Genomic DNA, 16,536 nt, shown 5'->3' on the forward strand with positions numbered 1-16,536 from the left:
TGAGCGTCGCACCACGCGCGTGCTCAGTGCTTGCGTTCGACCGCGTAGCGGGCCAGCCCGCGCAATGCGGCCACTGCGTCGTTGTTCGGCAGACTGTCCAGTGCGCGCTCGGCCGCCGTGGCGTACTCGGCTGCGCGGCGGCGGCTGTAGTCCAGTCCGCCGCTGGCCTGGATCGCGGCCAGCACCTCCGGCATGGCGTCGGCATCGCCCTGTTCGACGATCTGGCGCAGGCGTGCGCGGGTGCTGGCGTCGGCGTGCGCGATGGCGTGGATCAGTGGCAGTGTGGCTTTGCCCTCGGCCAGATCGTCACCCAGGTTCTTGCCCAGATCGGCGGCATTGGCGGTGTAGTCGAGCACGTCGTCGGCAATCTGGAACGCGTAGCCCAGGTGCATGCCGTAGGCGTACAAGCACTGCTGCACCGCGTCGCTGGCACCGGCGGCCAGTGCGCCCAGGCGGGTGCCGGCGGCGAACAGCACGGCGGTCTTGCGTTCGATCACCTGCAGGTAGGCGGCCTCGTCGGTATCGGGGTTGTGGACGTGCAGCAGTTGCAGCACCTCGCCCTCGGCGATGCGGTTGGTGGTGTCGGCGAGCAAACGCATCACTGCCATGCTGTCCAGCTCCACCATCAACTGGAAACTGCGCGAGTACAGGAAATCCCCGACCAGCACGCTGGGCGCATTGCCCCATAGCGCGTTGGCGGTGCTGCGGCCGCGACGCAGGTCCGATTCGTCCACCACATCGTCGTGCAGCAGGGTGGAGGTGTGGATGAATTCGATGATCGCCGCCAACTGGTGGTGCTTTGGTCCATGGCCATCGCAGGCGCGGCCGGCCAGCATGACCAGCATCGGCCGCAGGCGCTTGCCGCCGGCGGAGATGATGTGGTCGGCGATCTGGTTGATCAGCACGACGTCCGACGCCAGGCGGTGGCGGATCAAGGTATCGACGGCCGCCATGTCGGCTGCGGCGAGCATCTGAATCTGGGGCAGGCCCAGGGCGGGGAGGTCTTCGGCGATGCTCATGCGGACAGGGCTGGATGCGTGCGCGGAGTATAGGCTGCGCGGCGACATCCGTCCTGCGCCGGGCCTGATCGGGCTGGTCTGGCCTTGTCGGGCGCGGTCTGGAGAGCCTTGCTGGTGCTGCGTTGCCGGCATTGCGGTCGTGTGCCGCGGGGTTTCCCTAGGCCTTTGCAGGCGTTCGGCGCAGGTCGGGCCAGCCCGGCAATGTTAGGATTGCCGGATTAGGAGTTCCTAATCGTGTTCTTTACCGCTCCGCGTGCCGTCTGGCCGTGGGGACCCCAGACGGAAGCAGCTCATGGCCCGCGGCATCAATAAAGTCATCCTCGTCGGTAATCTCGGCAACGATCCCGATACCAAGTACACCCAGTCCGGCATGGCCATCACCCGCGTCAGCCTGGCGACAACCAGCGTGCGCAAGGACCGCGACGGCAACCAGCAGGAGCGCACCGAGTGGCATCGCGTGGTGTTCTTCGGGAAGCTCGGCGAAATCGCCGGCGAGTACCTGCGCAAGGGGAGTTCGGTCTACGTCGAAGGTTCGCTCCGCTACGACAAGTACACCGGCCAGGACGGCGTGGAGAAGTATTCCACGGACATCGTCGCCGATGAAATGCAAATGCTTGGCGGCCGTGGCGAAGGCGGCGGTGGTATGGGCGGCGGCGACCGCCCGGCGCGTTCGGCACCGCCGCGTCAGGAGCGTTCGGACATGGGCGGTGGCGGGCAGGACTATGCTCCACGACGCCAACAGCCGGCACCGTCGCAATCCGCGCCGATGGATGATTTTGCCGACGACGATATTCCGTTTTAATGCACACGACACCTTTTCGTCCCTGTCGCAAAGACTCGGTAGAGTGTCGGCCGCAAATTGGCGCGTAAGGTGCAATGCCAGTCACTTAAGAATTTGCACCTGGCAAACCATGAAAAAGGAGCGCGAAATGCGCTCCTTTTTCATTCCTGTTCGTTGACGCCGGGCGAGTCGTTGCGGTTCGGTACGAGCAAAGCGTTCGAACACAAATGCAGTGAGTGGACGCGCATAATTTGAAGTGCCGCAAATGCCGGCTTGGTGTGGTGATCATCGGCACCAATCTTTTACAGCCGGGAATAGACGAACGCGCCAGCATCGATGGCGAGTACGCCTGGCGTGATGGCAATCGTGATGACATGGACTGTGTGCTTTTCATGGGCAGTCCCTTCAGAGTCTGATCTGGAAGCCGGCGATGATCGGCTGATCAAGTGTGCCTCCGATGTAGCCGGTCGCCTCCAGCTCGAACTGAATTTAGTGGCGTCAATTGACACAGATCAAGTGGCGTTTTCCGCAAGGCCGATACTCTTTCCCCAACGCGGGCATAGGACTTGTGTGATGTCGCTCCAGATTGCCGTACTAAAAGAAACGCGCATAAATGAGCGCCGTATTGCCATGGTGCCTATGCTTGTTCCACGTTTTATAAGGCTAGGAGCGAACATTACTCTGCAGACAAGTGCTGGCGTCACTGCAGGATTCGCCGACGCGGATTACGCTGGCACCAAGATAATGGACGATCCACAACGCATGGTGGCTGACGCGGACATCGTACTCGCGGTACAAGTACCGCCAGCAGAGGTGATCGCAGCAATGAAGCCTGGCGCAGTACTCGCCAGCTTCGTCTATCCTGAAAAGAATGCCGATCTTCTGAAACCTCTGCGCGATGGCCGCATCAGCGCTTTCGCCCTGGAAAGCGTCCCACGTATCAGCCGCGCACAGGCCCTGGATGCACTGTCCAGCCAGTCAACATTGACGGGCTATTACGCATTGTTGTTGGGTGCTGTGCACCTGCAGCGCATCCTGCCGATGATGACCACTGCTGTTGGCTCGCTGCGCGCCGCTCATGTGCTGGTGATGGGGCTGGGGGTGGCTGGACTGCAAGCATTGGCGACAGCCCATCGGCTTGGTGCGATTACCGAAGGCTATGACGTGCGGCCTGAGACAAAGGAACAAGCGCAATCGGTGGGTGCGAAGTTTGTCGACACGGGTGTGAATGCAGGTGGCGAAGGTGGCTACGCACGCGAACTCACCACCGAAGAGCAGGCGCAGGCCAAGGAAGTATTGACCCGGCATATCGAGCAAGCCGATCTCGTCATTACAACCGCTAATGTACCGGGACGCGCCGCGCCCAAGCTTGTGTCGCGCGCGCAGATCGAGGGGATGAAGGCCGGCTCGGTCATCGTCGACCTGGCGGCGGAAAGTGGAGGTAACTGCGAAGGTACCTTGCCTGGCCGGACCACGAGGGTGGGGTCAGCCACGATCCTCGCACCGTTAAACGTGCCATCACTGCTGGCCCAGCACGCTAGCGAGCTCTACGCGAAGAACCTGCTGAATCTGCTCGAACTGATCATCAAGGACGGTGCGCTGTCCCTGGATCTGAGCGACGAAGTGGTGGCGGGAACCCTGCTGGCGCACGCCGGAGAGGTCCGTCATTTGGCAGACCAGTGTCTGCTTAATAATTTATCGACTCTTCGTCCCCCAATTCCATAGTGTGAGGAGTCTAAAAATGAGCATCGATTTGTCGATGAGCTGGCTGATCGCGCTTTATGTGTTCATGTTGGCCGCATTCACCGGCTACGAAGTAATAAGCCGCGTGCCCTCCATTCTGCATACGCCGTTGATGTCAGGATCCAATTTCGTTCACGGTATCGTGGTGGTGGGGGCGCTGCATGCATTGTTCAATGCTGGCACTGTAATCGAGCAAGTTATCGGCTTTTTCGGCGTGCTGCTTGGTGCTGGCAATGCAGCCGGTGGCTATGTGGTAACCGATCGCATGCTTGCAATGTTCAAACCGAGTACGTCAGCGTCGGGTGGGAAGGAGTAAACCCATGTGGCAGTTGCTGGTCGAAGTCAGTGGGTTTGCGGCATCTGTGTTATTCATCCTGGGCCTGAAACGGATGTCGTCGCCGGTGACAGCTGGGCACGGCATCGTATTGGCGGGTTTCGGCATGCTAGTGGCGGTACTGGCCAGCTTCGGTTATCTAGCCGACGTGGACGCCGCAGCAGGAGTGCACCGGCTTCCCAACGTGGGGCTGGCGATGTTGGCGCTGGCGATCGGCATCGGTTGGGCTTGGTATCGCGGCCAGCGGGTGGCGATCACAGCCATGCCTCAGATGGTGGCACTGTATAACGGCATGGGCGGTGGTGCCGCGGCGGCTGTGGCTGCGATGGAACTGACCGAACCACATAACGGCAGCATTCTGCAATTGATCGCCACCACGTTAGGTGCACTGATTGGCTCGGTGTCCCTGACGGGTTCGATGGTCGCCTGGGCCAAGCTGGATGGACGTATGCGTAGCGCTTGGCGCTTTAAAGGGCAGAGCGTTTTCAACGCATCGGTGTTACTGACGACGCTGATATTTGGCGCCCTGACGTTGACCGACTTCGGTAGCGAGGCCACGACATGGCTTGCCCTGTTCTTTCTCGGTGCGTTGGCTTTCGGCGTCTTGATGACCTTGCCGATTGGTGGTGCGGACATGCCGGTGGTTATCTCGTTGTACAACGCTTTCACCGGCCTGGCTGTGGGGCTGGAGGGATATGCCTTGCATAATCCAGCGTTGATGATTGCCGGTATGGTAGTCGGTTCAGCCGGTACTCTGCTGACCGTGCTGATGGCCAAGGCAATGAACCGCTCGTTGACCAACGTGCTGTTCAGTCGATTTGGCGAAACGGCTTCCGTGGCACAGGGAGACATCGCCGGCGGGCTCAAGCCCGCCGATCCGTCCGATGCGGCAGTGACCATGCGTTACGCCGGCAGCGTGATCGTCATACCTGGATATGGCCTGGCTGTGGCGCAGGCACAGGCCAAGCTCTACGAGTTCGTAAAGCTGCTACAAGGCGCTGGAGTGGATGTGAAGTTTGCCATCCACCCAGTGGCCGGGCGTATGCCAGGACATATGAACGTGTTGCTGGCCGAAGCAGGCGTGCCCTATGACCTTATCTACGACATGGAAGATATCAACGACAGCTTCACCACCACAGACATAGCACTGGTGATCGGTGCCAATGACGTAGTGAATCCCGCCGCGCGCATCGACAAACATTCGCCTATCTACGGTATGCCCATTCTCAATGCTGACAAGGCGCATCAGGTCTACGTAATCAAGCGTGGCCAGGGCAAGGGTTATGCCGGTGTGGAGAACCTCCTGTTCTATGGCGACAACTGCAACATGGTCTACGGGGATGCGCTGGCCGTACTCCAACGCATCGGTGTTACTGACGACGCTGATATTTGGCGCCCTGACGTTGACCGACTTCGGTAGCGAGGCCACGACATGGCTTGCCCTGTTCTTTCTCGGTGCGTTGGCTTTCGGCGTCTTGATGACCTTGCCGATTGGTGGTGCGGACATGCCGGTGGTTATCTCGTTGTACAACGCTTTCACCGGCCTGGCTGTGGGGCTGGAGGGATATGCCTTGCATAATCCAGCGTTGATGATTGCCGGTATGGTAGTCGGTTCAGCCGGTACTCTGCTGACCGTGCTGATGGCCAAGGCAATGAACCGCTCGTTGACCAACGTGCTGTTCAGTCGATTTGGCGAAACGGCTTCCGTGGCACAGGGAGACATCGCCGGCGGGCTCAAGCCCGCCGATCCGTCCGATGCGGCAGTGACCATGCGTTACGCCGGCAGCGTGATCGTCATACCTGGATATGGCCTGGCTGTGGCGCAGGCACAGGCCAAGCTCTACGAGTTCGTAAAGCTGCTACAAGGCGCTGGAGTGGATGTGAAGTTTGCCATCCACCCAGTGGCCGGGCGTATGCCAGGACATATGAACGTGTTGCTGGCCGAAGCAGGCGTGCCCTATGACCTTATCTACGACATGGAAGATATCAACGACAGCTTCACCACCACAGACATAGCACTGGTGATCGGTGCCAATGACGTAGTGAATCCCGCCGCGCGCATCGACAAACATTCGCCTATCTACGGTATGCCCATTCTCAATGCTGACAAGGCGCATCAGGTCTACGTAATCAAGCGTGGCCAGGGCAAGGGTTATGCCGGTGTGGAGAACCTCCTGTTCTATGGCGACAACTGCAACATGGTCTACGGGGATGCGCTGGCCGTACTCACGGCCATGGTCCAAACAGTCAAGGAGCTTCCTTCCCGCTGAGCAGGGGCGTGGGCCATCTACTTTCCGACGCAATATATTCGCTTACCGCATTATCGATGATGCGAGCGCACTCAAAAGAGGTCAAATATGCCTTACATGACCACCAATCCCTATACTGGTCAAGTCGTCAAAACGTTCCAGAATGCCACCGATGCGAAGATCAAGCACACGTTGGATCAGGCGCAAGCTATGTTCGATGCATGGAAGGACGTCAGCGTTGCCGGGCGGGTAGAAATTCTTCGAAAAGCCGCAAGCATGCTGCGCAAGGGCCATGCCGAATACGCAAAGCTCCTCACGCTCGAAATGGGTAAAGTGATCGCTGAGGCTGAGGCTGAGGTGGAATTGTCCGCGCAGATTCTCGATTACTATGTCGATAACGCTGAGAAATTGCTTGCGCCGGAGAGGCTGTTTAGTCAGCATGCTTCCTATATCGAGTCGTGGGTCGAATACGTTCCGGAAGGCATCCTGTTGGCCTTGGAGCCATGGAACTTCCCATATTATCAGGTCGTACGTATCGCTGCGCCGCAACTAGCGGCAGGGAATGTGATCATTCTCAAGCACGCCTCCAACGTGCCGCAATGCGCCGCAGCGTTCGAGCGTCTGTTTCGCGAAGCGGGCCTGCCGGAAGGAGGCTTCACCAACCTTTATGCCACCCACGATCAACTCAAAACCATCATCGAGGATCCACGTGTGCAAGGCATAGCGTTGACGGGTTCGGAGGGTGCTGGCGCGGTAATCGCTTCCCAGGCTGGCCGGGCATTGAAAAAGTCAACGATGGAACTAGGTGGCGCTGATGCTTTTGTAGTGCTGGCCGATGCTGATCTGGATAAGACGGTGCAATGGGCGGTCGCCGGACGTCATTGGAATGCCGGCCAAGTGTGTTGCTCGTCCAAGCGAATCATTGTGATCGACGCGATCTACGACATTTTCCTGGAAAAATACAAGATGGGTGTAGCCAAGTTGAAGGCAGGCGATCCGATGGATCCCTCCACCACGTTAGCACCGTTGTCTTCACAAAGTGCTGTGGACGATTTAAAGATGCAGGTTGAAAATGCGGTAGCGCATGGAGCCAAAGCCGAATTCATCGGCGCGGAAGTACCGTCTACCGGTGCGTTTTTCCGTCCGCTGCTACTCAGTAACGTCAGTAACGACAATCCTGCGCATGCTTGGGAGTTTTTCGGTCCGGTGTCGCAAGTGATCCGAGCCAAGGACGAGGCTGATGCCATTCGTATCGCCAACGATTCTCCGTATGGACTCGGCGGCTCGGTATTCACCAAGGACATCAAGCGCGGTGTCGAGGTGGCGCGGAAGATATCCACGGGCATGGTCTACATCAACCATCCCACTGGCGTAGCTGCCGACCTGCCTTTTGGCGGTATACGTCGATCTGGTTATGGGCGTGAGCTGGTGGATTCGGGCATCAAGGAATTCGTGAACCACAAGCTGATTGCCGTAACGGATATCAACGGTGTGTTCTGAGTGGTGGCAGGGCGCTGCCAGAGCGCTGCCAGAGCGCTGCCAGAGCGAGAAACTTTGCCTCGCCTTTGCAGGAAAAAAACTGTGGTTGAGCAAAATGAGGGCATATCAGTCTGACTGTGACATCTGCTCTCCAAAACTATCCATATCTTGATACAAGGAATTTAATGATGAGCAAGACCATGAAAGCAGCGGTTGTCCGTGACTTCGGTGGCCCACTGGAAATCGAGGAGGTAGCGGTACCGCAACCGGGGCTGGGGGAGGTCTTAGTGAAGATCGAGGCCTGCGGCGTGTGTCATACCGATCTACATGCGGTGTATGGTGATTGGCCGGTAAAGCCAACATTGCCCTTCATTCCGGGTCATGAGGGAGTCGGCTATGTCGTCGCGCTCGGGCCTGGTGTCACCCACTTGAAAGAGGGCGACCGCGTTGGCGTGCCTTGGCTGTACTCGGCCTGCGGGCATTGCGAGCATTGTCTGGGCGGCTGGGAGACACTGTGCGAAACGCAGAAGAACACCGGCTACTCGGTCAACGGCGCTTTTGCCGAATATGCTCTCGCCGTTGCCGACTACGTAGGCCATTTGCCGGATAACTTCGGCTTTGTCGAGATCGCGCCGGTACTGTGTGCGGGTGTCACGACATACAAGGGTCTGAAGGTGACGGATACCCGGCCTGGTCAGTGGGTAGCCATTTCTGGCATTGGCGGCCTGGGCCACATGGCAGTGCAGTATGCGAAGGCGATGGGGCTCAAAGTGGCAGCGGTGGACGTGGACGAGGCCAAGCTAGACTTGGCGCGTCGGCTCGGTGCGGAGATCACGGTCAACGCAAAGAACGTCGATCCGGCGCTTTTTCTCAAGAAGGAAATCGGTGGTGTGCACGGTGCACTGGTGACCGCCGTTTCGCCTGGTGCATTCAGTCAGGCGATGAATATGGTGCGCCGTGGCGGCACCGTCTCGCTCAATGGCCTGCCACCTGGAAAATTCGACCTGTCGATCTTCGACATGGTGCTCAACGGAGTCACTGTGCGCGGTTCGATCGTCGGCACCCGCCTGGATCTACAGGAGTCGCTGGATATCGCGAAGGATGGCAAAGTGGTGGCTACGGTCTTTAGAGAGCGCCTGGACAACATCAACGATGTATTCAAACGTATGCGTGAAGGCAACATCGAGGGCAGGGTAGTGCTGGATTTCGCTGCCTAACGAGCTGTCGAGAAGTGTCGTTCCGCATTGCTCTCGATAGCCACGATCCACGATCGGCGATGAGCATTTCCTTGCCGTTACCGAGTTCTCCCCCATAATCGAAAAACTCAATGTTTGAATTTTCTTGCATGCCAGATCATCTGGTCAATGAGGTCAGGGTTACATGGGCGAAGCTCGCTTGGAAAGCACATCATCAACGACTCGCTAGACAGTCGATGGGTGAATTCGGGGATTGCGCTGCCGATCGGACTGGTGGAATGGACGGATAAGTAATCGGATCGAAACAAGCGTGTGACCTCCCCCCTATAATTTGGGCCGGCCAGAACCAGAAAATTCGGCGACACTTAGNCATATCGTCTGGCTGGCTGGTCTTTTGGTGGACTAGTGGCTTACGAAATGGCAAGTCAACTTGTAGATGCAAATTTGCAAGTCGAGTTTTTAGGTCTTCTCGACACTAGCCATCTATCGACTGACGTTAAAATTAAGAATTCCATGGGCTCTGCATGTAAAATAGATGTCGATTATGTAATTAGAAATTTTATTGAAGCAGGGTTGGGTAAGAAAGTTGATTCAAGTAAAAAAATTAATGAATTAAGTGATCTTGTTGATATGTATCAGGAGATGGATTTCCTTTCAGATTTTATGGGGGAAAGTGAGTTAATGGACTACGCCATGCGCGTCAGTCACCACATCAATGCGTCTATTGCATATTATGCAAAATCAATTCCGATGCGTGTGCACATATTTGAGGCATCTCAATCTTCCAGGAATAATCCATTCCTAGGGAGTCCAGTTCAGAGTTGGCAAGGCGTATTGCCTGAGGATTTAATTCGCGTCATCAAAGTGCCTGGCACACATCAAACTATGATGGAGTCACCTAATGTCGAATTTTTGTCACGGGTTCTTTCAGAGGCTATGAAGAGCGGTTTGACTGACCCACTGAGCTGAGGCGTTTGCGGCTGCTGGAAGAGGAAAATCGCAAGCTCAAACAGTTGGTTGCCGACCTGGGCCTGGACAAGGCGATGCTGCAGGAGGTGGTCACAAAAAAGCTCTGATGCCTGCCCAGAAGCGCGACTGGGTAGGCCGGCTGAAGGAGCGTTTTGGGTGAGCGAGCGACATGCGCTGCGTGTGGTGGCAATGTCGCGCTCGGTGTTCTTCTACAAGGCCAAGACGCGCAATTGCAGCGCCATCGGTCTGTGGATGCGGGAGATCACCCGGACGCGTGTGCACTATGGGGGTTGACCTGCCCCCACTAAACCGTACCAGTTGAAGCTGTAAAGTCCGTCATCCAAGAGGACGGACATGAAGAAAAGCAGATTCACTACCGAGCAGATCATCGGATTCATCAAGCAAGCCGACGCGGGCATGGCCGTTGCCGAGTTGTCACGTCAGCCCGGCTTCAGCCCGGCCAGCTTCTACCAATGGCGGGCCAAATACGGCGGCATGGAGGCCGAAGACGCCAGGCGCCTGAAGGACCTGGAGACGGAGAACCAGCGGCTCAAACGGCTGCTGGCCGAAGCGCATCTGGACATCGAAGCGCTGAGGGTCGGCTTCGGAGTAAAACGCTAGCCCCGCAACGCAAGCGCGAGGCAATCCGGTGCATGCGTGAGCTGACGGCGATCAGCGAGCGCCGGGCTTGCTGCCTTGCGGGGCTGTCGCGTGATGCCTTCCGCCATGAACCTGAGCCGGCGCCGGCCACGCAAGCGCTGTCGGCCCGTCTGGTCGAACTGGCACAGACCTACCGCCGCTTCGGCTATCGCCGCCTGCACAATCTCCTGCGCCCGGAGTTTCCGCTCGTGAACCACAAGAAGGTTTACCGCTTGTACGACCAAGCCAAGTTGAAGATATGCAAGGGCCGCAAGGCCAAGCGTCCGTTCAATGAACGCCAGAAACTGGTGGCGCCCTGCAGGCCGAACGCGACCTGGAGCATGGACTTCGTCTTCGATGCGCTGGCCAATGGCCGCCGCATCAAGTGCCTGACCGTGGTCGATGACTTCACCCGCCAGAACGTGGACATTGCGGTTGACCATGGCATCAGCGGTGCCTATGTGGTGCGTCTGCTGGACCAGGCGGCCTGCTTCCGCGGCTACCCACGTGCCGTGCGGACCGACAACGGTCCCGAGTTCACCAGTCGCGCCTTCATCGCCTGGGCGCAACGGCACGGCATCGAACACATCCTGATCGAACCGGGGGCACCCACGCAGAACGCCTACATTGAAAGCTTCAACGGCAAGTTCCGCGACGAGTGCCTCAATGAGCAGTGGTTCACGTCGTTGCCACAAGCGCGAGATGTGGTGACCCACTGGCGACGCCACTACAACGAAATCAGGCCGCATAGTCGTTGTGGCCGAATCCCACCGGCACAATTCGCTACAAATTACCGCGCACAACAAGCCAACAACGCAGTACCCTTCAACCCCGGGCTTTATCAGTAACTACTGGTACGCCTCGTGGGGGCAGGTCGCTTTTTGTCAAGAAAGTCTGGGTGGTATATAGGCGGTGCCCCGAAGACTCTCAGTCTGCATGAGCGCGGCAAGCAGGGATTGATTCAAACCTGAAGCACAACACCTGCAGCCCGATAAGGGCTGCAGGTGTCCTAATTTCACCGCTGCAGTTCGGTACTGCCAACTTTGGATCCACTCCCTTCTGCCTGTTTTCATGGGGCGTGTTGGATCCAGCGAGGATCAGCGACGGGTCAGTTGTCGCAGCACGTATTGCAAGAGGCCACCGTGGCGGAAGTATTCGACTTCCTTCGGTGTCAGTAGCATCACCGCTACCGTGAAGGTCTGCGTGCTGCCGTTGGAGGCGGTCGCGGTGACGGTGGCGCGCTTGCTGCTGCCGTCCTGCAGGTCGGTGATGTGCAGGATCTCAGAGCCGTCCAGGCCCAGCGCCTGCGCGTTCTGTCCATCCAGGAACTGCAGCGGCAGGACGCCCATGCCGACCAGGTTGGAGCGGTGGATCCGCTCGAAGCTCTCGGCGATCACCGCCTTGACCCCGAGCAGGTGGGTGCCCTTGGCCGCCCAGTCGCGCGAGGAGCCGGTGCCGTATTCTTTGCCGCCGATCACCACCAGCGGCACACCATCGGCTTTGTACTGCATCGCCGCGTCGTAGATCGACTGCTTCTGCGGTTGTCCGCCGCCGGGTGGGTGGTACAGCGTATTGCCGCCTTCTTCGCCGCCGAACATCAGGTTCTTGATACGGATGTTGGCGAAGGTGCCGCGGACCATCACTTCGTCATTGCCTCGGCGGCTGCCGTAGCTGTTGAAGTCCGCCGGTTGCACCCCGCGTTCTTGCAGGTAACGGCCTGCCGGTGAATCTTTCTTGATGTTACCGGCTGGGGAAATATGGTCGGTGGTGATCGAGTCGCCGAATAGCGCCAGGATGCGCGCGCCATGCACGTCCTCAATGCGGCCGACCTGCATGGTCATGCCGTCGAAGTAGGGTGGGTTCTTGATGTAGGTCGATGCCTGGTCCCAGGCGTACAGCTCGCCATCGGGCGAGGCGATGGTGTTCCAGCGGCTGTCGCCCTTGAACACGTCGGCATAGTTCTGCTCGAACATCTCCGGGCCGACGGTGGCGGCGATGGTGTCGCCGATGACCTTGTTGCTTGGCCAGATATCGCGCAGGTAGACCGGATGGCCGTCGCGACCGGTGCCCAGCGGCTCGCGGGTGAGATCGATGTCGGTGGTGCCGGCGATGGCATAGGCGACCACCAGTGGCGGCGAGGCCAGGTAGTTCATTTTCACTTCCGGATGCACGCGGCCTTCGAAGTTGCGGTTGCCCGATAGTACCGAGGTCACGACCAAGTCGTCCTTGGCGATGGCTGCCGACACGTCTTCCGGCAGCGGGCCGGAGTTGCCGATGCAGGTGGTGCAGCCATAGCCGACCACGTAGAAGCCGAGCGTCTCCAGGTCGTGCATGACGCCGGCTTTGTGGTATATAGGCGGTGCCCCGAAGACTCTCAGTCTGCATGAGCGCGGCAAGCAGGGATTGATTCAAACCTGAAGCACAACACCTGCAGCCCGATAAGGGCTGCAGGTGTCCTAATTTCACCGCTGCAGTTCGGTACTGCCAACTTTGGATCCACTCCCTTCTGCCTGTTTTCATGGGGCGTGTTGGATCCAGCGAGGATCAGCGACGGGTCAGTTGTCGCAGCACGTATTGCAAGAGGCCACCGTGGCGGAAGTATTCGACTTCCTTCGGTGTCAGTAGCATCACCGCTACCGTGAAGGTCTGCGTGCTGCCGTTGGAGGCGGTCGCGGTGACGGTGGCGCGCTTGCTGCTGCCGTCCTGCAGGTCGGTGATGTGCAGGATCTCAGAGCCGTCCAGGCCCAGCGCCTGCGCGTTCTGTCCATCCAGGAACTGCAGCGGCAGGACGCCCATGCCGACCAGGTTGGAGCGGTGGATCCGCTCGAAGCTCTCGGCGATCACCGCCTTGACCCCGAGCAGGTGGGTGCCCTTGGCCGCCCAGTCGCGCGAGGAGCCGGTGCCGTATTCTTTGCCGCCGATCACCACCAGCGGCACACCATCGGCTTTGTACTGCATCGCCGCGTCGTAGATCGACTGCTTCTGCGGTTGTCCGCCGCCGGGTGGGTGGTACAGCGTATTGCCGCCTTCTTCGCCGCCGAACATCAGGTTCTTGATACGGATGTTGGCGAAGGTGCCGCGGACCATCACTTCGTCATTGCCTCGGCGGCTGCCGTAGCTGTTGAAGTCCGCCGGTTGCACCCCGCGTTCTTGCAGGTAACGGCCTGCCGGTGAATCTTTCTTGATGTTACCGGCTGGGGAAATATGGTCGGTGGTGATCGAGTCGCCGAATAGCGCCAGGATGCGCGCGCCATGCACGTCCTCAATGCGGCCGACCTGCATGGTCATGCCGTCGAAGTAGGGTGGGTTCTTGATGTAGGTCGATGCCTGGTCCCAGGCGTACAGCTCGCCATCGGGCGAGGCGATGGTGTTCCAGCGGCTGTCGCCCTTGAACACGTCGGCATAGTTCTGCTCGAACATCTCCGGGCCGACGGTGGCGGCGATGGTGTCGCCGATGACCTTGTTGCTTGGCCAGATATCGCGCAGGTAGACCGGATGGCCGTCGCGACCGGTGCCCAGCGGCTCGCGGGTGAGATCGATGTCGGTGGTGCCGGCGATGGCATAGGCGACCACCAGTGGCGGCGAGGCCAGGTAGTTCATTTTCACTTCCGGATGCACGCGGCCTTCGAAGTTGCGGTTGCCCGATAGTACCGAGGTCACGACCAAGTCGTCCTTGGCGATGGCTGCCGACACGTCTTCCGGCAGCGGGCCGGAGTTGCCGATGCAGGTGGTGCAGCCATAGCCGACCACGTAGAAGCCGAGCGTCTCCAGGTCGTGCATGACGCCGGCTTTTTTCAGATAGTCGGTGACCACCAACGAGCCTGGGCCGAGCGAGGTCTTGACCCACGGTTGCGCCTTCAGCCCTTTGGCCACGGCATTGCGCGCGAGCAGGCCGGCGCCGAGCATCACCGCTGGGTTGGAGGTGTTGGTGCAGGAGGTGATCGCGGCGATCACCACTGCACCATCGCGTAGCTGCCAGCCGGCGCCGCTGGTGTCGGCATTCTGCGCCTGCGCTGTTTGGGTGCCGACGGCGGTGCCATCGCCGCCTTCGTTCTTGAGCCGGTCTTCCTGCATGGTGTCGCCGCGGCGCTTGGCACGCGTTTGGGCGAATGGCACCAGGTTGTCGCGGAAGTTGCGCTGCATGTCCTCCAAAAGCACGCGGTCCTGCGGTCGCTTGGGGCCGGCCAGCGACGGTTTGACCTGGCCCATGTCCAGCTTCAGCGTGGCGCTGTAGTGGGCGTGCGGACTCTCGGCGTCGTGCCACAGGCCCTGCGCTTTGGCATAGGCTTCGACCAGGGCGATTTGCTCGGCATTGCGTCCGGACAGGCGCAGGTAAGTCAACGACTCGGCGTCGATCGGGAAGATGCCGCAGGTCGCGCCGTATTCGGGGGCCATGTTGCCGATGGTGGCGCGGTCGGCCAGCGGCAGGTGTTGCAAGCCATCGCCAAAGAACTCGACGAACTTGCCGACCACGCCATGTGCGCGCAGCATTTGCGTGACCGTCAGCACCAGGTCGGTGGCGGTGACGCCTTCGCGCAGCTTGCCGCTGAGCTTGAACCCCACCACCTGCGGAATCAGCATCGAGGAGGGTTGGCCGAGCATCGCCGCTTCCGCTTCGATCCCGCCCACGCCCCAGCCGAGGACACCGATGCCGTTGATCATGGTGGTGTGGCTGTCGGTACCGAACACGGTGTCCGGATAGGCGATTGCCTCGCCGTCGCGTTCGCCGGTCATCACCACCCGGGCCAGGTGTTCGAGATTGACCTGATGCACGATGCCGGTATTCGGTGGCACCACTTTGAAGTTGTCGAATGCTTTCTGGCCCCAGCGCAGGAAGCCGTAGCGTTCTTTGTTGCGCTGGAACTCGATCTTGCCGTTGAGGTCGAGGGCGTCGGGTTTGCCGAACACATCGACCTGCACCGAGTGGTCGATCACCAGTTCCGAAGGGATCAGCGGATTGATCTGCTCGGCTCGCCCGCCGAGTTTGACCACCGCGTCGCGCATCGCCGCCAGATCCACCACGCAGGGCACGCCGGTGAAGTCCTGCAACACTACGCGGGCCGGCATGAACGCAATCTCGGTGTCTGGTTCGGCGGTGGGATTCCAGCGTGCCACCGCTTCGATGTGTTCCTTGCTCACGGTCGCGCCGCCGTCCTCGTGGCGCAGCAGGTTCTCTAGCAGGATCTTCAGCGAGTAGGGCAGGCGGGCGATGTCGAAGCGCTGGCCTAGCCGCGACAGACTGAAGTATGTGTAGCGCTTGCCGTTAACCTCCAACGAGGCGCGGCTGGAAAAGGTGTCGTGCATGATCGAACTCCTATGGCATCGAGGCTGTAGGGACGTACCGCAGTCTGACTGATTCAGTGTACACGTTGGCTTGCGGCCGGGGATCGCCTACATGCTTGAGTATGTGTAATTTAGTATGTAAAATTTGTACGTACTTGAAACGGAGCCGCCATGGAAGCCATCGTCGCCGAGCGCGGACAGATCACCTTGCCCAAGGCCGTGCGCGATGCTTTGGGTTTGAGCAAGGGCACGGTGCTGAAAGTGGAGCTGGACGGCGGCCGCATCGTCCTGCGCAAGAGCGTGGACGATGCGATCTCGCGTGCGCGCGGTCGCTTCAAGCTCGACGGCTTCGCCAGCACCGATGAGGCGATGCGGGCGATCCGCGGTCGTGCCCCGGGCGATCCATTCGAGTCGGACGCCACGGCGTGATCGCGATCGACTCCTCGGTGCTGGTGGACCTGCTGGCCGACAGCCCGCAGGCCGATGCCGCCGAAGCCTGTCTGCGCCAGTGCTTGAGTACCGGCCCGGTGGTGGTCTGCGGTATCGTCTTGGCCGAGGTCTGCGCGGCGCTGCGCGATGGTGCCGAGGCGCTGTCGGTGCTGGAGGACATGAGCATCCGTTTCAATGCCCTGGAATCCAAGTCGGCGTTGCGCGCCGGCGAGATGCAACGCCGATTCCGTGCTCGCGGTGGCCAGCGCGAACGGGTGGTGGCCGACTTCCTGATCGGTGCCCATGCCATGCTCCAGTGCGATGCCTTGATTACCCGCGACGATGGCTTTTTCCGCGATTATTTCAAGGGCCTGAAGATCATCGTCCCCAAACCTGCGGCCTGATGTAGCGCCGC

At 59.5% G+C, this 16,536-nt stretch carries 15 protein-coding genes and 1 pseudogene; 13 read left to right on the top strand and 3 right to left on the bottom strand.

Annotated elements, in window-relative coordinates; all coding sequences use genetic code 11:
* Positions 1 to 23: 23 nt before the first annotated feature.
* Complete coding sequence (locus tag XANALMUS060_RS02320) at positions 24 to 1,019, bottom strand: polyprenyl synthetase family protein (protein WP_045736949.1); 996 nt, start codon at positions 1,017 to 1,019, stop codon at positions 24 to 26.
* Positions 1,020 to 1,311: 292 nt separating this feature from the next.
* On the opposite strand from XANALMUS060_RS02320, the gene XANALMUS060_RS02325 reads away from it, so the two are divergent.
* From XANALMUS060_RS02325 to XANALMUS060_RS02370, 11 genes are all read left to right on the top strand, one after another.
* The gene (locus XANALMUS060_RS02325; protein WP_045727209.1) at positions 1,312 to 1,821 is read left to right on the top strand and encodes a single-stranded DNA-binding protein; all 510 of its coding nucleotides are present in this window, start codon (positions 1,312 to 1,314) and stop codon (positions 1,819 to 1,821) included.
* A gap of 260 nt (positions 1,822 to 2,081) precedes the next feature.
* Positions 2,082 to 2,216: a hypothetical protein gene (locus tag XANALMUS060_RS22610; RefSeq protein ID WP_255352341.1), complete on the top strand. Its 135-nt coding sequence runs from the start codon at positions 2,082 to 2,084 to the stop codon at positions 2,214 to 2,216.
* A gap of 157 nt (positions 2,217 to 2,373) precedes the next feature.
* Complete coding sequence (locus XANALMUS060_RS02330; protein WP_045737104.1) at positions 2,374 to 3,525, top strand: NAD(P) transhydrogenase subunit alpha; 1,152 nt, start codon at positions 2,374 to 2,376, stop codon at positions 3,523 to 3,525.
* A 16-nt stretch (positions 3,526 to 3,541) separates the two neighbouring features.
* Positions 3,542 to 3,859: an NAD(P) transhydrogenase subunit alpha gene (locus tag XANALMUS060_RS02335; RefSeq protein WP_045736950.1), complete on the top strand. Its 318-nt coding sequence runs from the start codon at positions 3,542 to 3,544 to the stop codon at positions 3,857 to 3,859.
* Between the two features lie 4 nt (positions 3,860 to 3,863).
* Positions 3,864 to 5,297, top strand: a complete 1,434-nt coding sequence (locus XANALMUS060_RS02340; protein ID WP_045736951.1) for an NAD(P)(+) transhydrogenase (Re/Si-specific) subunit beta — start codon at positions 3,864 to 3,866, stop codon at positions 5,295 to 5,297.
* Entirely contained in the window at positions 5,218 to 6,147 is a 930-nt protein-coding gene (locus XANALMUS060_RS02345) for an NAD(P)(+) transhydrogenase (Re/Si-specific) subunit beta (RefSeq protein ID WP_235430319.1), read from the top strand. The genes XANALMUS060_RS02340 and XANALMUS060_RS02345 overlap by 80 nt, the downstream gene beginning before the upstream one ends.
* A gap of 96 nt (positions 6,148 to 6,243) precedes the next feature.
* Complete coding sequence (locus tag XANALMUS060_RS02350; protein WP_235430301.1) at positions 6,244 to 7,626, top strand: NAD-dependent succinate-semialdehyde dehydrogenase; 1,383 nt, start codon at positions 6,244 to 6,246, stop codon at positions 7,624 to 7,626.
* 167 nt (positions 7,627 to 7,793) lie between these two features.
* Positions 7,794 to 8,822 carry an alcohol dehydrogenase AdhP gene (gene adhP, locus XANALMUS060_RS02355; protein WP_045736953.1) on the top strand — a complete coding sequence of 343 codons (1,029 nt, stop codon included), beginning with the start codon at positions 7,794 to 7,796 and terminating at the stop codon, positions 8,820 to 8,822.
* A gap of 357 nt (positions 8,823 to 9,179) precedes the next feature.
* Positions 9,180 to 9,770: a thioesterase domain-containing protein gene (locus XANALMUS060_RS18150; RefSeq protein ID WP_255352345.1), complete on the top strand. Its 591-nt coding sequence runs from the start codon at positions 9,180 to 9,182 to the stop codon at positions 9,768 to 9,770.
* A gap of 156 nt (positions 9,771 to 9,926) precedes the next feature.
* Positions 9,927 to 10,064 (top strand): hypothetical protein, encoded by a 138-nt coding sequence (locus XANALMUS060_RS20455; RefSeq protein ID WP_161795370.1) that lies wholly within the window; start codon positions 9,927 to 9,929, stop codon positions 10,062 to 10,064.
* Positions 10,065 to 10,124: 60 nt separating this feature from the next.
* Positions 10,125 to 11,257 (top strand): IS3 family transposase gene (locus XANALMUS060_RS02370; protein ID WP_152640362.1). Its coding sequence is split into 2 segments (ribosomal slippage): positions 10,125 to 10,380 and positions 10,380 to 11,257, totalling 1,134 coding nucleotides; the frame shifts between segments, so codons are not numbered across the junction.
* A 249-nt stretch (positions 11,258 to 11,506) separates the two neighbouring features.
* Here the strand turns inward: XANALMUS060_RS02370 and XANALMUS060_RS02375 are convergent.
* Positions 11,507 to 12,754, bottom strand: a pseudogene (locus tag XANALMUS060_RS02375) (aconitase family protein); the annotation flags it as partial.
* Between the two features lie 199 nt (positions 12,755 to 12,953).
* Positions 12,954 to 15,713, bottom strand: a complete 2,760-nt coding sequence (gene acnA, locus XANALMUS060_RS02380; RefSeq protein WP_045736956.1) for an aconitate hydratase AcnA — start codon at positions 15,711 to 15,713, stop codon at positions 12,954 to 12,956.
* A gap of 150 nt (positions 15,714 to 15,863) precedes the next feature.
* Here acnA and XANALMUS060_RS02385 point away from each other — a divergent pair, with 150 nt between their 5' ends.
* Entirely contained in the window at positions 15,864 to 16,121 is a 258-nt protein-coding gene (locus tag XANALMUS060_RS02385; protein ID WP_045727395.1) for an AbrB/MazE/SpoVT family DNA-binding domain-containing protein, read from the top strand.
* Complete coding sequence (locus XANALMUS060_RS02390) at positions 16,118 to 16,525, top strand: type II toxin-antitoxin system VapC family toxin (protein ID WP_045736957.1); 408 nt, start codon at positions 16,118 to 16,120, stop codon at positions 16,523 to 16,525. The genes XANALMUS060_RS02385 and XANALMUS060_RS02390 overlap by 4 nt, the downstream gene beginning before the upstream one ends.
* Positions 16,526 to 16,536: the final 11 nt, after the last annotated feature.

It is taken from the genome of Xanthomonas sp. MUS 060, assembly GCF_000963215.1.
Classification (GTDB): Bacteria; Pseudomonadota; Gammaproteobacteria; order Xanthomonadales; family Xanthomonadaceae; genus Xanthomonas_A.